This window comes from Sphingomonas sp. (assembly GCF_035714405.1).
In the GTDB taxonomy this organism is placed as follows: Bacteria; Pseudomonadota; Alphaproteobacteria; order Sphingomonadales; family Sphingomonadaceae; genus Sphingomonas.
The window spans coordinates 20167-35590 of the sequence record NZ_DASTMA010000018.1; the positions used below are offsets into that span (position 1 = coordinate 20167).

The following is a 15424-nucleotide window of genomic DNA, read 5'->3' on the forward strand; positions in this document are numbered from 1 at the left end:
TCGCCGGGGAAGATGCAGGAGGGAAGGTCCTGCTCGCTGCTACCCGCAACCTCGGCTCAGGCCAGCTCCAGCTCGCGCGCGGGGGCCAGCTCGCGCTCGGTCATCAGTCGCCAGCCGGCGGGGCCGAGCACCTCGATCGGGCGGTAGCGGACCTTGTAGGCCATCCGCCGCGAGCCTTTGATCCAGTAGCCGAGATAGACATAGGGGAGCCCCGCGTCGCGGGCGCGCAGGATGTGGTCCATGATGATGAAGTTGCCGAGCCCCGGCCGGTCGGGCAGGTCGGCGGCGAAGAAGCTGTAGATCATCGACAGCCCGTCCGCCTGGCGGTCGGTGAGGCAGGCGCCGAGCAGCTTGCCGCGCCGCCCGTGCGCCGCGGGCTGACGATATTCCATCATCAGCGAGTTGACGGGCGAATGCTCCACCATGTCGGCGAAGTCTTCTTCGTCCATCCCGGCCATGCCGCCGCCGGGGTGGCGCGTCGCCAGATAGCGGCGGAGCAGCTGATACTGCTCGTCGGTCGCCCAAGGCCGGCAGGCGGTGACCTCGACATCGGCATGGCGTTTCAGGAGCTTGCGCTGCGTCGCGTTTGGCACGAAGTCCGGCGTGACTACGCGGACGGAGACGCAGGCAGTGCAGCCCGCGCAACTCGGCCGATAGGCGACGCCCTGCGACCGGCGAAAGCCGATGCGACCGAGCGCGTCGTTGAGCTCGGTCGCATGGACACCGGTCAGCTCGGTGAACACCTTGCGCTCCTGCTTGCCCGGTAGATAGGGGCACGCCGTCGGGCTGGTGACGAAGAAACGCGGGAATCGAAACGGCGCGGTCACCGGCGGGGGAGCTCCTGAACAGCGATAGCGGCCGTTATGAATCGTTCGGGGCGTACTGAAAAGCGGCTTTACCATCAAAGAGGGTTAATGGTGTCGACCTATCATTCAACTGCGCGCCGGACGGAACGGATTGCCTGACGGCGACGTTCTAGCGCGGAATGTCAGGGAGTTGGCATATGAGTTTCAAGTACTTCGCGGCCTTCGCGGCTGCATCGGCGATGGTGATGGCGCCAGTTGCGGCGAGTGCCGCGCCCGCGACCACCATTTCCCAGCCGTCGCGTTCCAGCACACCGACCGTTGACGAGAGTCAGCTTGCCGGCGGCGGTGGTGGCGTGTTCGCGCTGCTTCTCCTTGGCGGTATCATCGCGATCGTGGTGATCGCCATCCTCAATGATGATGGGGATGACAGGCCGACCAGCCCGTGAGCTCGTGACGGGCTCATGCGATGCTGACCAGTTCGGTGACGTAGTTCGCGGCGCGTAACGCCGTTAGCAAGCCATCAAGATGGCGCTGATCTCGCGTCTCGCACTCGACGTCGAGGCTGAGTCCCTTCGCCGGCAGGTTGGTGAAGATGCGCTGGTGTGACAGTTCGAGGATGTTGACCCGCTCCTGATCAAAGATACGCGCGACGTTGAACAGCGCGCCGGGCTGATCCTGCAACCGGATGCGGATGCGCGCGAGGCGGCCGGAGCGGGCGAGGTCGCGGAGCAGGACGTTGGCGAGCAGACGGGTGTCGATGTTGCCGCCGCACAGCACGACGCCGACGGTGCGGCCGGCGAAGCGTTCCGGATAGGCGAGCAGTGCCGCCAGCCCGGCCGCGCCTGCGCCCTCGACCACCGTCTTTTCGATCTGCAGCAACAGGCTGACAGACTCCTCCAGCCGCCGTTCCGACACGAGCACGATGTCGTCGACCAGAGCGCCCACCATGCGCGCGGTGATGCCGCCGGGCTCCTTCACTGCGATCCCCTCCGCAAGCGTGTCGCCGGCGCACGGCAGTTCGGTACCGTTGAGGCGGTTGTACATCGAGGGGAACAGCTCTGCCTCGACCCCGATCACCTCGATCGAGCGGGACTGTGCGCGCGCGACGGTCGCCATGCCCGAGATCAGGCCGCCGCCGCCGATCGGGGTGACTACCGTGTCGATCGCGGGCACGTCGGCGAGCATCTCCACCGCCACCGTGCCAGCGCCGGCGATGATGCGTGGATCGTCGAACGGGTGGACGAAGGTGAAGCCGCGCTGGCCCTCCAGCACACGGGCATGGGCGTAGGCGGCGTCGAAGGTGTCGCCGACCAGGATGACGTCAGCGCCGTGTCCTTGCGTCTGCGTCACCTTCACCGTCGGGGTGGTGGTCGGCATGACGATGGTGGCGGGGACGCCGAGGCGGTGGGCGTGATAGGCCAAGCCCTGGGCGTGGTTGCCGGCGGACGCGGCGATCACGCCCTTCGCCTTGGCCGCGTCGGACAGCAGCAGCAGCGTGTTGAGCGCGCCGCGCTCCTTATAGGCGGCGGTGAACTGCAGGTTCTCGAACTTCAGATACACGGTCGCGCCGGTGAGTTCGGATAGCGTGCGGCTGATCAGCGTCGGCGTGCGGACGATCGCGTCGGCGATACGGGCGTGCGCGGCGCGGACGTCGTCGATCGAGACGGGCAGCGCGTCGTCGGACATGGAACGGGCAGGGGTGGCCATGGTGCCGGCTAGACCATCTGGCGCGGTGGGGGAACACGGCTTATCCGGTGAGGATGTTCAGCTCACCTTTCCGTCACCCCGGCCTTGAGCCGGGGGCCCGCTTCCTCGACCGGCTGAAGGCAGCGGGACCCCGGCTCAAGGCCGGGCTGACGATGGGGGTGTTGCTTGCGCTGGTCCCAACGGCCGCGTTCGCCGACGCGCTGGTCGACAACGTCAACGGCGTGACGATGGACAAGGACGGCAAGGTCGTCCGCTTCACCGGGCTGCTGCTGTCGCCCGACGGCAAGGTGACGGCGCTGCTGCGGCGGGAGGACAAGCGGCCGGCGAAGCTCGACTGGCGCGCGGACATGAAGGGCCGCGTGCTGCTGCCCGGCTTCATCGACGCGCACGGGCATGTGCTCGATCTCGGCTTCCGGGCGATGGCGCTCGATCTGTCGGACTCCAACAGCCTGGCGGAGGCGCAGGCGAAGATCCGCGCCTATGCCGCCGCCAATCCGGAGCGGAAGTGGATCCTGGGCGGCGGCTGGAACCAGGAGCGGTGGAAGCTCGGACGCTTTCCCACCACAGCCGATCTCGACGCGGCAGTGAGCGATCGGCCGGTGTGGCTGTCGCGCGCCGATGGCCATGCCAGCTGGGGAAACACGATGGCGTTGCGCGAAGCGGGGGTGACCGCGCGCACCGTGTCACCGGCGGGCGGACGGATCGAGAAGACGGGCGCGCAGGTTGGGGGAGCTCCTGGGGGCGTGTTCGTCGACGCGGCGCAGGAGCTGGTGCAGCGCGTTGTGCCGCCGCCCTTGCCCAAGGAGCGCGACGCGGCTTTCGTCCAGGCGCAGCGGCTGCTGCTGGCGAGCGGCGTCACCGCTGCCGCCGATATGGGCACGACGATCGACGACTGGCTGACCTATCGCCGGATGGGAGATCGCGGCGCGCTGCGGGTGCGGGTGATCGGCTATAGCAGCGGCGTCGAGACGGCGCTGCAGGTCGGCGGCGCCGGGCCGACGCCGTGGTTGTACGGTGACAAGCTGCGGATGGTCGGCGTGAAGCTCTACGCCGATGGTGCGCTCGGTTCGCGCGGGGCGTGGCTGAAACAGCCCTATGCCGATGCGCCCGGACAGGTCGGCGCCGGCTTCATGACCGATGCGCAGCTGCAGAACCGGATGAGCCGCGCGGCGATGGACGGCTGGCAGGTGGCGGTGCACGCGATCGGCGACCGCGCCGACGCGCAGGTGCTCGATGCGATCGCGCTGATGGCGGAAACCTACAAGGGCGACCGTCGCTGGCGGGTCGAACACGCCCAGATCGTCGATCCCGCCGACCTGCCGCGCTTTGCGAAGTTCGGCACGATCGCGTCGATGCAGCCGGTCCACCAGACCAGCGACCGGACCATGGCGGAGGCGCGGCTCGGGCCGGCGCGGCTGACCGGCGCCTATGCCTGGGCGACGATGCTGAGGAACGGCAGCAAGCTCGCCTTCGGCTCCGACTTCCCGGTCGAGCGGCCGGACCCCTGGGCGGGCTGGGCGGCGGCGTTCACGCGCGCGGACGAAGCCGGCCAGCCGTTCGGCGGCTGGCAGCCGCAGGAGCGGGTGACGCGCGAGCAGGCCTGGTGGGCGTTCACCGGGGGAGCGGCCTATGCCGGCTTTGCGGAGAAGCAGTTCGGGACGCTGGCGGTGGGGCAGCGCGCGGATTTCATCATCGTCGACCGCGATCCGATGCTGGCGAGCCCGAGCGAGCTGCGCGCGACGCGGGTGGAAGAGACGTGGGTGAGTGGCGAGAAGGTATGGGAACGCGGGAAGTAGTCGCCAAGGCTCGGCCATTGCGAGCCGCCTCTCTGGTGAGGTGAGCGGTCGGCTACTGAATGCGTGGGGACTGGGGCCCGGCCTTCACCGCGGAAGATGCGGACGAGTCGACCGGCAGCGCCATCAGAGGATGGACTGGTCCTGCAGAGTCGCGGCCACGCGGTCGGCCAGTGCGTTCAGCCGGTCGAGCTTGGCCGGGTCGGGCGAGCCGGTCGATAGCCCGAGGACGCATAGCGTACCAAGATTGACGCCGGCGCTGCTGGTCACGGGCGCGCTCGCTTGCGTGGATGGCTCGGGCCGGTCCGGATCGTCCAAGTGGCGCGAGAATAGCGCGATCGGTGCGTCGAACTCGCGCGCGGCGTCGCGAAGCACGGCATCCAGTCGTCCTCTGGACGGCGGTCCATCCTGTGCTTCGAACCGTAGTGACGCGTCCATGATCCCGTCCCCTCAAGCGGGGGGGGGGATAGAACAACGCGCCGATCTGCCCTTGACCTATGTCAGGCTACGAACGGCTAAGCTACTGTATTTGCAACCTACGTTACGGTCACGCAACCTTCGCCGCAACAACCTCGTCGGGCTCGCGCAGCACATAGCCGCGACCCCAGACAGTCTCGATATAGTTCTCGCCCTCGCAGGCCATGCTGAGCTTCTTGCGGAGCTTGCAGATGAAGACGTCGATGATCTTCAGTTCGGGCTCGTCCATGCCGCCATACAGGTGGTTGAGGAACATTTCCTTGGTCAGCGTCGTGCTCTTGCGGAGCGAGAGCAGCTCCAGCATCGCATATTCCTTGCCGGTCAGGTGGACGCGGGCGCCGTCGACCTCGACGGTCTTGGCGTCCAGGTTGACCGCCAGCTTGCCGGTCTTGATGACCGATTGCGAATGGCCCTTCGACCGGCGGACGACGGCGTGGATGCGGGCGACCAGCTCTTCGCGATGGAAGGGCTTGGTGACGTAATCGTCCGCGCCGAAACCGAAGGAGCGGACCTTGGAGTCCATCTCGTTGACGCCGGACAGGATCAGAACCGGCGTGGAGACGCGCGCGACGCGGAGCTTCTTGAGCACGTCGTAACCGTGCATGTCCGGCAGGTTGAGATCGAGGCAGATGATGTCGTAATCGTACAGCTTGCCCAGGTCCAAGCCCTCTTCACCGAGGTCGGTCGTGTAGACGTTGAACCCCTCGGTCGTGAGCATCAGTTCGATCGCCTTGGCGGTCGTCGGCTCGTCCTCGATCAGCAATACGCGCATCTGGCACTCCCCCCGTTTGCTGTCCGTTACCGAACCGCCGAGATCAATTAACCAAAGAACATCTGAAGGCAAAAGGTTAATTTGGCATTAAGCGAGGAATCCCGGCGAGTCGCGGGACACGATGCCACCGACTCAGGACGTGCGACCGGCGGGTGTTTAGGGAAAATTTAGGCCTAGAAACGTCGTCGCGATCCGGCCGATCATCATCGTCGGGTGAGGGCATGGCTGGTCATGACTCGGCGTTGACAGGTCGGCGGCGTGTAGGACAGCGCCCTTTCATGCGCCTTCGCACGGATCACGCAGATGCTCGCCTAGGAATGCGATCAACGCCTCGACTCGCGCCGGCCGCAACCGCCCGGGTGGGGTCAGCAGATGGAGGCCGATCGCCGGCGCGGGCCAGTCGGGAAGGAGCTCGACCAACGCGCCAGATCGCAGATGCGGACCGATGATGAAGCCGGGCAGGCGCGCGATGCCGAGGCCCGCGAGGAGGGACGGCACCAGCGCCTCGCCGGAGTTGGCGGCAAGCGGCCCGTGCGGGTGGATGCTCGCCTCTTCGCCGCTCCCGCTATGGAAGCGCCAGGAACCGGGCGTGTTGCTGTAGGTGAGCAGGCGATGGCGGGCGAGTTCGAAGGGGTGGCTGGGGGTGCCGTACGCCGCGAGATAGTCGGGGGCGGCGACCAGGTGGGTGCGGATGTCGCCGAGCCGGCGGGCGCGTAGAGAGCTATCGGGAAGATCGGCTATCCTGAGCGCGACGTCGACGCCTTCCGCAACGATGTCGATCCGGACATCGGAGAGCTGGAGGTCGATCTCGACCCGCGGATGTTCCGCGAGGAAGCGGGCCAGCAAGGGCGCGACGTTGGCGATGCCGAAGCCGAGCGGGGCGGCGACGCGGATCCGTCCGCCCGGGGACTGCGCCCCGTCGCGCGCGGCCTCCTCGGCGGCGTGGGCGTCGGCGAGCAGGCGGCGGGCGTGCTCGGCGAGTGGCTTGCCGGCCTCGGTCAGCGCCAGCCGGCGCGAGGTGCGGTGGAAGAGCGACTGGCCGAGCCGCGCCTCCAGCCGCGCGATCGCCTTGGACACGGTCGCCTTGTTGACTCCGATCGCCTGCGCGGCGGCGGAGAAGGAGCGGTGTTCCACCACGCTGGCGAACACTGCCCAGGCTTCGAGGTCGGGTAGTTTCATGTCTCATTGCCCTCCCGCAAGCGGGAGGGGCCACCTGATCTCACCTCCCGCTTGCGGGAGGGGTTGAGGGGATGGGTGTGACAGACCACGATTAGAACATGCCCTCCCCCAGCCCCCCCCCGCAAGCGGGAGGGGGATTTAGGCAACGATGCGTTGCCAGGGTTTCCGTTTACTTGCCTAAGGCGCGCTCCATATTACCCTCAACAGACAGGAGGCGAACATGACCACCGACACCCTGACCCGCATCGATGCCAAGGCCGACCGGCGCCCGTTCGCCAGCCTCGGCCATGCCGACCATGGCTGGCTGAACGCGCGGCATCATTTCTCGTTTGCAAGCTATCATGATCCCGCCCGCATGGGCTGGGGCGCGATCCGGGTCTGGAACGACGACGAGATCGCCGCCGGCGCCGGCTTTCCGCCGCACCCGCACCGCGACATGGAGATCATCACCTATGTCCGCTCGGGCGCGATCAGCCATGAGGATTCGATGGGCAATCGCGGCCGCACCGTCGCGGGCGACGTGCAGGTGATGAGCGCGGGCAGCGGTGTGCGCCACGCCGAGTTCAACGCGGAGGACCAAACGACGACGATCTTCCAGATCTGGATCGAGCCCATGACGAAGGGCGGCCGGCCGAGCTGGGGGGCGAAGCCATTTCCGAAGGACGACCGATCGGGGCAGTGGGTGACGCTGGCGAGCGGGTTCGCGAACGACGCCGACGCGCTGCCGATCCGGGCGGAGGCGCGGGTCATGGCGGCGACGCTGGCGGCCGGTGGAACGCTGACCCACGACGTGGGCGAGGGGCGGCATGCTTATCTCGTGCCGGCCACCGGAGCCTTGCAGATTGACGGCGAGCGCATCGAGGCGCGCGACGGCGTGGCGCTGGCGGCCGGCAGCTATCGGATCGAGGCGATCGAGGATGCCGAGATCGTCCTGGTAGACGCGGAATAAGAAGAAGCGGGATCCCGGCTCAAGGCCGCGATGACGGAAGTACGCGTCACCCCGGACTTGATCCGGGGTCCCGCTGTCCCTGCCATTTCATGGAGAAACGACGATGACCAAGGTTCTGGTGCTTTATTATTCCTCCTACGGCCATATCGAACGGATGGCGGACGCCGTAGCCGAGGGCGCTCGCGCAGGCGGCGCGGAGGTGGATATCCGCCGGGTCGCCGAAACCGCGCCCGACGCGGTGGTGCAGGCGGCGCACTTCAAGACCGACAGCTCCCACCCGCTGATCGAGGGGCCGGAGGCGCTCGCCGGCTATGATGCGATCGTCGTCGGGGCGCCGACGCGCTATGGGCGGATGCCGAGCCAGATGGCGGCGTTCTGGGACACCACGGGCGGGCTGTGGGCGCGCGGCGCGCTCAACGGCAAGGTCGGCGCTGCGTTCACCTCCACTGCCAGCCAGCATGGCGGGCAGGAGACGACCTTGTTCTCGATCATTACCAATCTGCTCCACATGGGCATGACCATCGTCGGGCTCGACTATGGTTTTGCCGGACAGAATGGGGTGGACACGGTCAAGGGCGGTTCGCCCTATGGCGCGACGACGATCGCCGATGGGGACGGGTCGCGGCAGCCGAGCGCGGCGGAGCTGGATGGGGCGCGGTATCTGGGCAAGCGGGTGGCGGAGACGGCGGGGAAGTTGCGGGCTTGACGCTCCTCCCCATGAATGGGGAGGTGGCAGCTGCTGCAAGCACCTGACGGAGGGGCTCTCCACGGGAGCAACTGTTTGTGGCCCGCCCCCTCCACCACTCGGCTGCGCCGAGCGGTCCCCCTCCCCGTGAACGGGGAGGATCAGGGGACCGTCGGCCCCGCTGGGTACAGCTTCCGCGCCTTGGCGAACAGGAACCTGGCCCTCGCAGCACCCGGCGCCGCTGCGGTTGCGCCGACCCAGCGCCAGTGCCAGGGCTCCCACTTCACGCCCTGCTTGTTGCCGGCCGGGAAGCTCTGTTCGAAGCCGAAACGGGCGGCGTTCCTTACCAGCCAGCGATAGGGCGGCAGGGCGGCCATGCAGCCGGCGACGTCGGGGCAGTTGGGCGAGGGGCGGATCGCGAAATCGACCGCGAAGCCGGTGGCGTGCTCGCTGTGTCCCGGTGGTGCGACCGAGATGGCGCGCAAAGCCGGATCGCGATGACTTTCGGCGCAGAACACGCTCGCCTGCCAGGTGAGGCTGCGGTGGCAGGATGCGCCGCGCAATTCGCCGCCGGTGGTCGGGTCGCTGGCGGCAGCGGCGAGCAGGCGCGCGAGGTCGGCCGCCACTTCGGCGCGCATCCGGCAGCCTGCCCGCAGCGCGAAGCCTTCGGGCGCCTCGACCAGCAACTCGGGCGCGACGCCGCCATAGGGAAGGTGGCCGAGCACCCGGCCATCCGCGGCGATCGCGCTGGTCGGCACGCAGGGTTGCGCAAGCGCGGCGGCTGGCCAGAGCGCGGCGAGGGCGAGGAGGCTGCGCATCGCCGCGGCACTGGCACGGAGGTGCGCGTGGTGGCAAGGCGCGGGTATGTTCGAATCCGACCGCATCCTCTTTCTCGACGGCGAAGCGTTGGTGATCGACAAGCCCGCCGGCCTGCCGGTCGATCGCCCGCGCGACGGCTCGCTCAGCCTCGAGAACCATATGGAGCAGCTGCGCTTCGGCTTTCAGCGCTGGCCGGTGGCGGTGCACCGGCTCGACCGCGACACCAGCGGCTGCCTGTTGCTGGCGCGCAATCCGAAGGCCGGCGCGCGGTTCCAGCGCGCGTTCGAGGCGGGCGAGGTGGACAAGACCTATCTGGCGGTGCTCGACGGCGTACCGGAGGGTGAGGAGGGGTTGATCGACCTGCCGCTGCTGAAAGTGTCGAGCGCGGCGGCGGGCTGGCGCATGGTCGCCGACCCCAAGGGCAAGGCCTCGCGCACCGCCTGGCGCGTGCTGCGGACGGAGGATGGGCGGTCGCTCGTCGAGTTTCGCCCGGAGACGGGCCGCACCCACCAGATTCGGGTTCATGCCGCCACCGGGCTCGGCGCGGCGGTGGTCGGTGATCCGGTGTACGGGCGGGCCGACAAGGGTGGCACGCTGCTCCATGCGGCGAAGCTGGTGGTGCCGAGGGGCGCGAAGCCGCCGATCGAAGCGGAGGCGCCCTTGCCGGAGCGGTTCGGGGCTTGGCGGGATTAAGGTTTCTAAGCGTAGTGATTAGCTGCCGCTGTCAGAAGAAGCGCCGAACTACCGGCCTTCTGCAAGCTTTGCCAACGTAAAGAACGTGAACAGAGCAAGCAAAAACCACCAACCCGCGTTCCGCCTACGAGTGTTTAGCCAAAGGATTGCCAGCGGCAATCCAAATACGGTAGCTGCACCCATAATGAGGACAGTCCATGTAAGCGCCATCGGGCCGTGTTATAGCCGCTTTGCCACGCAGGCAAGGTGCCAGCTATTAGAGCGCCTCTGCAGGCACCTCATCTTGCGTTCTCAGTCGCAAGTTTCGGTCAAGACGTGAGCGTCCGCAATTGAGCAAGATGGAGCGCTGCTCCGGGCGCGCCGCCGTTTTGTGAACCCGGCGACGGAGTGATAAACGAGAAGACATGGCCGCGATCCCCGTCACCCGCTCCATCGCGATCGACAGCGACGAGATCGAGGAGAGCTTCACCCGTTCCGGCGGGGCGGGCGGGCAGCATGTCAATACCACGGACAGCGCGGTGCTGCTGCGCTTCGACGTCGCCGCGTCGCCGAACCTGCCCGAGGCGGTGAAGGACCGGCTCGCGATCCTGGCGGGAACGCGGATGACGCGCGATGGGGTGCTGGTGCTGCGCAGCGAGGGCTCGCGGTCGCAGCTGCTCAACCGGCAGGAGGTGCGCGAGCGGCTGCTGGAGCTGATCCGCGAGGCCACGGTCGTGCCCAAGCGCCGACGCCCGACCAAGCCGTCCAAGGCCGCCAAGGCGCGGCGGGTGGACAGCAAGGTCAAACGCTCGGCGGTGAAGGCGGGTCGGGGGAAGGTGACGGAGTAGCGGGTAATCCTCCCCTTGCAGGGGAGGAATGGCTACATCGTACTCCATGTACGACTTCACCATCGCCGCGGGCACCAAGGCCGACCTCTACCGCGACCTGCTCGCCGCCATCGACGCGCTGACCGCCAGCGAGCCGGACGCCGTCGCCAATATGGCCAATGCAGCGGCGGTGATCTGGCAATATCTGCCCGACTTGAATTGGGCGGGCTTCTACAGGCTGCTCGACGGCGAACTCGTGCTCGGGCCGTTTCAGGGCAAGGCGGCGTGCATCCGCATCCCGCTCGGCCAAGGCGTGTGCGGCACGGCGGCGGCGTCACGGGAGACGCAGGTGGTGGCCGACGTCCACGCGTTTCCTGGCCACATCGCCTGCGATGCCGCGAGCCGGTCGGAGCTGGTGGTGCCGATCGTCGCGGGGGAGCGGCTGATCGGCGTACTCGATCTCGACAGTCCGTCGCCGGGGCGGTTCGACGCGGAGGATGCGGCCGGGTGCGAAGCGTTGGCGCGGCTGCTCGGCGCGCGGCTGGGCTGACCCGGAACGGGACAGCCGCGCGGCTGGCGACTCCCCGGCCGCGATGGTAAGCAACCCGTTAAGGGATGCAGGCGTTGCGCCGCCGAACAGGGAGATCAGGTCATGCGAAGCATGGTGATGGCAAGCGCGGGCGCCGCGCTGATGTTGACGACGGCGGCCGCGGGCGCGCAGCAGCGGGTGGTGCAGCGCGGGCCGGGCGCCGCTTACCCGATGCCCACCCATCAGATGCATGCGCGGCCCAACATGCCGATGCCGCAGGTGCCGCGGGGGCGGTCGCGCGGCGCGCGCTGGGGCAGCAAGATCGGCGGCCAGTGGTGGGGCGGCGTCAACGCGCCCGGGGGCTGGGCGGCGTATCGCCAGCCGTTCCGCGGCTATCGCCTGCCGACCTATTGGGTGGCGCCGCGTTTCTACGTCACCGACTGGAGCTATTACGGCCTGCCCGCGCCGGTCAGCGGGTATAACTGGGTGCGCTATTACGACGACGCGGTGATGGTCGACCGGCAGGGCGCGGTCTACGATCATCGCGGCGCGATCGACTGGGAGCGCGAGCATGAGGGCCGTAGCGGCGCCGGTGGGGCGATCGCGGGCGCGGTCGTGGGCGGCGTCGCGGGCAACGTGATCGCCGGGCGCGGCGACAAGCTGGCCGGCACGCTGCTCGGTGCCGGCGTGGGCGCGGCGGCGGGCTATGGCACCGACCGCGCGACCGACACGAAGCGCGGCCGCCACGAGGGCATGGACCATCGCGACGGTTACGCCGGACGTGACGGTCATGACGGGCGTGAAGGGTATGACGAGCCGCCGATGGCGCCCGACTATCCTCCGGAGCCCGGCATGCGCGAGCGGCGCGAGGTCATCATCCATCGTCGCGGACCGGACTATCCACCGCCGCCGATGGGTGGACCGGGTGGCTGGACGTCGCGCGACGGGCGCACGACGGTGGTGACGAGTGGCGGCTATGGTGGCAGCTATCAGGCGGCACCGGGCGCGCCGGTGATCGTCACCGCGCCCTATGGCTCGGTGACCACGGTGACGGTGCAGAGCGCGCCGGTGGTGACGACCACGACGACGACCGAGATCATCGAGGAGGACAGCGTCACCTGGACGCGGCCGACGGTGATCAAGCGCAAGGTCTACGCGGGCAAACGGGTGTGGCGGGCGAAGGGCAAACTCAGGCCGCGCTGCGTCTGCCGCTGAGGTAGCGGCCCGCCTTGTGCGAGCCCGCGCCGGCGCCGCTTCGTTTCCCTTTCGGGGCGGCGCCGTGTTTTTGTTAACCGTTCGTGCTGAGCCCTTCGGCAGGCTGGCAGAGCCAGCCGCTCAGGACAGGCTTCGCTGCCTTACAGCGAAGTCGAAGCACATGTGGCCGGGCTTGCCCTTCGACTTCGCTCAGGGCGAACGGAGGTTGGCTGCCTCGCCCTTCCCCTTTCTCGGTTAGCGCCGCGTACGATCCCTACCGCCAAAGGTGACGAGGCTCTCGCTGCCGTCCGCCGCCAGCGCGGACACGCCGATGAAATGATCGTCGACCGGCACCTCGGTCAGCACCGCCGTCGTGCCGGTCACGTCGCGCGAGCCCGTCCAGCCCGTCACATCGGTGCGGCGCCAGCGGATGCGGTACTTCGCGGCGCTGGCGACCGGCGCCCAGGTGACGGTGGTGTCGCGCGACAGGTCGCCCCGGAGCGCGACGGTAGCAGGTGCGGCCGGCGCACCGGCGAAGCGGCGGATCGCGGCGACGTTGATCGCGGTCACTTTCGCCAGATAGCCGAAATCCATGCGGTCGGCGGTGTCGCCATAGACGCGGCCGTTTTCCGTGCGCACGTCCTGGTGTTGCGCGTCCCAATTCTCCGCGGCGACCGAGAAGCGTACGGCAGGGATGCCCACGCGCAGGAACGGCTCGTGATCGCCGCCGCGCCCGAACCGGTCGGGACGGCGGTCGACGAACACGTCGAGGCCGCCGCGAACGCCGGCGGCGATGCCATCGATCGCTTTAGCCAGGGCGCGCGACGGGCCATCGTCCTCGCCACCGTCGCCGCGTCGCGCGATCTGTTCGGGCAGGGCTTCGGACGCGCGGATGCCTTCGGAGAAGACGCGGACATGGCCGGCGACGCGCTTGCCCCCTTGCGCGACCGTGTTGCCGACGATGTCGTTGTTGAGCATGGCCGACACGGTCCAGCCGCGCTGTTTCGCGGTGTCGGCGAGCAGCTCGCCGCCCCACAGTCCCTGCTCCTCGCCCGAGAAGACGGCATAGACGATCGTCGCGTCGAATCGGTGTTTGGAGAGGATCCGGGCGGCCTCCAGCACCAGCGCGACGCCGCTGGCGTTGTCGTTGGCGCCCGGCGCGTCGTCGGTCGCGTTCATCACGTCGGTGATGCGGCTGTCGATGTGCGCGCCGACGATCACCACGCGATTGGGGTCGCGCCCGCGCTGGATGCCGAGCACATTCTCGACATTGACCCCCTCGGGCGCGCGCGGGCCGGTAAAGCGGCGGGCGACACGCTCCACGGTGATGCAGCCGCCGCACACGCGGCCGATGTCCGTGAACTGCCGCGCCGTCCAGTCGCGCGCCGCGCCGATCCCGCGGCGCGGGTCGGTGGTGGTGGACAGTGTGTGGCGGGTACCGAAGGCGACCATTGCCTCCACGTCCGAGCGGAGGCGCTGGGGATCGGGTGCGGGGAGCGCCGGCGTGGCGGCGGCGAGGAGCAGCGTGATCATGGCGCCACCGTGGCGGCAAGTGCGCCGGGGCTCAAGCTTTGACTCGACTCACCGGCCCCGGATAGCACGCGCGCAAACCGAACAACGGTCGCGCTCACCTCCAGACGAACAGGGGAATATGATGCCGACAATGTTGTGGAAGCTCGCCGCCGGCGGGCTGATCTTCGCCACCGCGCCTGCGCTCGCGCAAAGTCCGTTCGACGGGACCTGGAAGGCGCAGCTGTCGTCCATGAAGAACCAGGCCAAGCCGCAGACCTATGCGCTGCAGGGCAGCACCTATCGCTGCGTGACCTGCACGCCGCCCTATAGTGTGCCGGCCGACGGCCAGTTCCACAAGGTCACCGGCATGGACTACTGGGACGAGGTGGCGATCTCCACCCCCGACGATCGCACCGTGACTTATCAGTTCAAGCGCGCCGGCCAGGTGATCGCGAACAATACCAGCACCATCTCCGCCGACGGGCTGACGCTTTCGACCGTCAGCTCCAACACCAACAACGGCGCCGGTACGCCGGTCGAGACGAAGGGCAGCGCCACCCGCGTCGGCAAACCGGCGGCGGGCGCGCACCTGCTGTCGGGCAGCTGGGCCTTCGCGCCGCCTACCGCGGTCTCGGACGCCGGCATGACCGTGAGCATCAAAACCGACGGCGACAAGCTGCAGCTGACGAGCCTGGGCGAGACGCTGAATGCCACGTTCGGCGGCCCCTTCGCGCTCAACGAGGGCGATCCGGGCAAGACGATGACCAAGGCGGAGCGAGTGGGGCCGCGCTCGATGCGGCTGACCGACATGCGCGGCGGAAAGGTGGTGGGCGTCACCACCTATACAGTCGCACCCGACGGCAAGACGCTGACCGGCATGGGGCGCAACATGCTCAACGGCTCGACGAACAGCTTCACGGCGACGAAGCAATAGACCGGTGGCACTCTCCGGTTTGGGAGAGGGCCGTCAGGACAGCCGGTCGATCTGCTCGCGCGTCAGGCTGCCCGGGATGATCATCACGGGCACCGGCAGCGCGCCCGCGTCCGCACCGGCGAAATGGGCGACCAGCGGCCCTGGCACACCGCTGGCCGCGGCGCCGAGCACCAGCGCCGCGATCGCGTCGTTGGCGGCGATCAGCTCGCGGATGATGCTGGGACCATCGCCGCTGCGCACGGTGATGGTCGGGCGCAGGCCGGATTCCTGCAGCAGCGTCCCCGCCGCGGCGGCGACCAAAGCTTCTGCGTGGTGGCGCGCTTCCTCCTCGATCGTCGCCTGGACCCCGGCAAAGGCGATGAACTCCTGCGGCTCGGCGAGGCTGAGGATCTCGACGCCGCCGCCGGTCTTGACCGCGCGCCGGGCGGCGAAGCGCAGCGCGATCTCCGCCTCGGGACTGTCGTCGATCACCACGAGATAGGTGCGCATCGGGATGAAGCGTGGACCGGCCCGCGCGCCCGCGCAAGGCTTGACCCGTCGCGGGCCGGGCGCAAAGGGTTGCCGCGTCC

The 15424-nt window shown here is 68.6% G+C and carries 17 protein-coding genes; 9 read left to right on the forward strand and 8 right to left on the reverse strand.

The genetic code is table 11. From position 1 onward, the window contains the following. Positions 1-56: 56 nt before the first annotated feature. Positions 57-827 (reverse strand): arginyltransferase, encoded by a 771-nt coding sequence (locus tag VFQ64_RS06915; protein WP_325102570.1) that lies wholly within the window; start codon positions 825-827, stop codon positions 57-59. A gap of 176 nt (positions 828-1003) precedes the next feature. On the opposite strand from VFQ64_RS06915, the gene VFQ64_RS06920 reads away from it, so the two are divergent. Beyond that, complete coding sequence (locus VFQ64_RS06920) at positions 1004-1252, forward strand: hypothetical protein (RefSeq protein WP_325102571.1); 249 nt, start codon at positions 1004-1006, stop codon at positions 1250-1252. A 13-nt stretch (positions 1253-1265) separates the two neighbouring features. Here the strand turns inward: VFQ64_RS06920 and VFQ64_RS06925 are convergent, their stop codons facing one another. Next, positions 1266-2513, reverse strand: coding sequence for a threonine ammonia-lyase (locus tag VFQ64_RS06925; RefSeq protein ID WP_325102572.1), 1248 nt, complete (start codon positions 2511-2513; stop codon positions 1266-1268). A 152-nt stretch (positions 2514-2665) separates the two neighbouring features. Between VFQ64_RS06925 and VFQ64_RS06930 the strand changes: the two genes are divergently transcribed. Beyond that, positions 2666-4309 carry an amidohydrolase gene (locus tag VFQ64_RS06930; protein ID WP_325103403.1) on the forward strand — a complete coding sequence of 548 codons (1644 nt, stop codon included), beginning with the start codon at positions 2666-2668 and terminating at the stop codon, positions 4307-4309. 123 nt (positions 4310-4432) lie between these two features. Here VFQ64_RS06930 and VFQ64_RS06935 read toward each other — a convergent pair whose 3' ends face one another. The 3 genes from VFQ64_RS06935 to VFQ64_RS06945 form a co-directional block, all read right to left on the reverse strand. Beyond that, positions 4433-4681, reverse strand: a complete 249-nt coding sequence (locus tag VFQ64_RS06935; protein WP_325102573.1) for a hypothetical protein — start codon at positions 4679-4681, stop codon at positions 4433-4435. Positions 4682-4853: 172 nt separating this feature from the next. Beyond that, on the reverse strand, positions 4854-5555 hold the full coding sequence (gene ctrA / locus VFQ64_RS06940) for a response regulator transcription factor CtrA (protein ID WP_325102574.1): 702 nt from the start codon (positions 5553-5555) through the stop codon (positions 4854-4856). Positions 5556-5831: 276 nt separating this feature from the next. Beyond that, the gene (locus VFQ64_RS06945) at positions 5832-6734 is read right to left on the reverse strand and encodes a LysR family transcriptional regulator (protein ID WP_325102575.1); all 903 of its coding nucleotides are present in this window, start codon (positions 6732-6734) and stop codon (positions 5832-5834) included. A 220-nt stretch (positions 6735-6954) separates the two neighbouring features. Between VFQ64_RS06945 and VFQ64_RS06950 the strand changes: the two genes are divergently transcribed. Both VFQ64_RS06950 and wrbA read left to right on the forward strand, forming a co-directional pair. After that, a complete protein-coding gene (locus VFQ64_RS06950; protein ID WP_325102576.1) occupies positions 6955-7683 on the forward strand; it encodes a pirin family protein in 729 nt (242 codons plus the stop codon). A gap of 103 nt (positions 7684-7786) precedes the next feature. Then, positions 7787-8389 carry an NAD(P)H:quinone oxidoreductase gene (wrbA, locus tag VFQ64_RS06955; RefSeq protein ID WP_325102577.1) on the forward strand — a complete coding sequence of 201 codons (603 nt, stop codon included), beginning with the start codon at positions 7787-7789 and terminating at the stop codon, positions 8387-8389. A 140-nt stretch (positions 8390-8529) separates the two neighbouring features. Here wrbA and VFQ64_RS06960 read toward each other — a convergent pair whose 3' ends face one another. Then, entirely contained in the window at positions 8530-9186 is a 657-nt protein-coding gene (locus VFQ64_RS06960) for a M15 family metallopeptidase (protein ID WP_325102578.1), read from the reverse strand. A gap of 46 nt (positions 9187-9232) precedes the next feature. On the opposite strand from VFQ64_RS06960, the gene VFQ64_RS06965 reads away from it, so the two are divergent. The 4 genes from VFQ64_RS06965 to VFQ64_RS06980 all read left to right on the forward strand — a co-directional run bounded on the left by VFQ64_RS06965 (position 9233) and on the right by VFQ64_RS06980 (position 12430). Beyond that, positions 9233-9880, forward strand: a complete 648-nt coding sequence (locus VFQ64_RS06965; protein WP_325102579.1) for an RNA pseudouridine synthase — start codon at positions 9233-9235, stop codon at positions 9878-9880. 404 nt (positions 9881-10284) lie between these two features. After that, the gene (arfB, locus tag VFQ64_RS06970) at positions 10285-10707 is read left to right on the forward strand and encodes an alternative ribosome rescue aminoacyl-tRNA hydrolase ArfB (protein WP_325102580.1); all 423 of its coding nucleotides are present in this window, start codon (positions 10285-10287) and stop codon (positions 10705-10707) included. Between the two features lie 46 nt (positions 10708-10753). After that, the gene (locus VFQ64_RS06975; RefSeq protein WP_325102581.1) at positions 10754-11236 is read left to right on the forward strand and encodes a GAF domain-containing protein; all 483 of its coding nucleotides are present in this window, start codon (positions 10754-10756) and stop codon (positions 11234-11236) included. A 102-nt stretch (positions 11237-11338) separates the two neighbouring features. Then, complete coding sequence (locus VFQ64_RS06980) at positions 11339-12430, forward strand: RcnB family protein (protein ID WP_325102582.1); 1092 nt, start codon at positions 11339-11341, stop codon at positions 12428-12430. 234 nt (positions 12431-12664) lie between these two features. On the opposite strand, the gene VFQ64_RS06985 is transcribed toward VFQ64_RS06980, so the two are convergent. Next, the gene (locus VFQ64_RS06985) at positions 12665-13942 is read right to left on the reverse strand and encodes a M28 family peptidase (protein WP_325102583.1); all 1278 of its coding nucleotides are present in this window, start codon (positions 13940-13942) and stop codon (positions 12665-12667) included. A 130-nt stretch (positions 13943-14072) separates the two neighbouring features. Here VFQ64_RS06985 and VFQ64_RS06990 point away from each other — a divergent pair, with 130 nt between their 5' ends. Beyond that, complete coding sequence (locus VFQ64_RS06990) at positions 14073-14855, forward strand: hypothetical protein (protein WP_325102584.1); 783 nt, start codon at positions 14073-14075, stop codon at positions 14853-14855. A gap of 33 nt (positions 14856-14888) precedes the next feature. Here the strand turns inward: VFQ64_RS06990 and VFQ64_RS06995 are convergent, their stop codons facing one another. Continuing rightward, entirely contained in the window at positions 14889-15344 is a 456-nt protein-coding gene (locus VFQ64_RS06995) for a universal stress protein (protein WP_325102585.1), read from the reverse strand. Between the last annotated feature and the right edge of the window lie 80 nt (positions 15345-15424).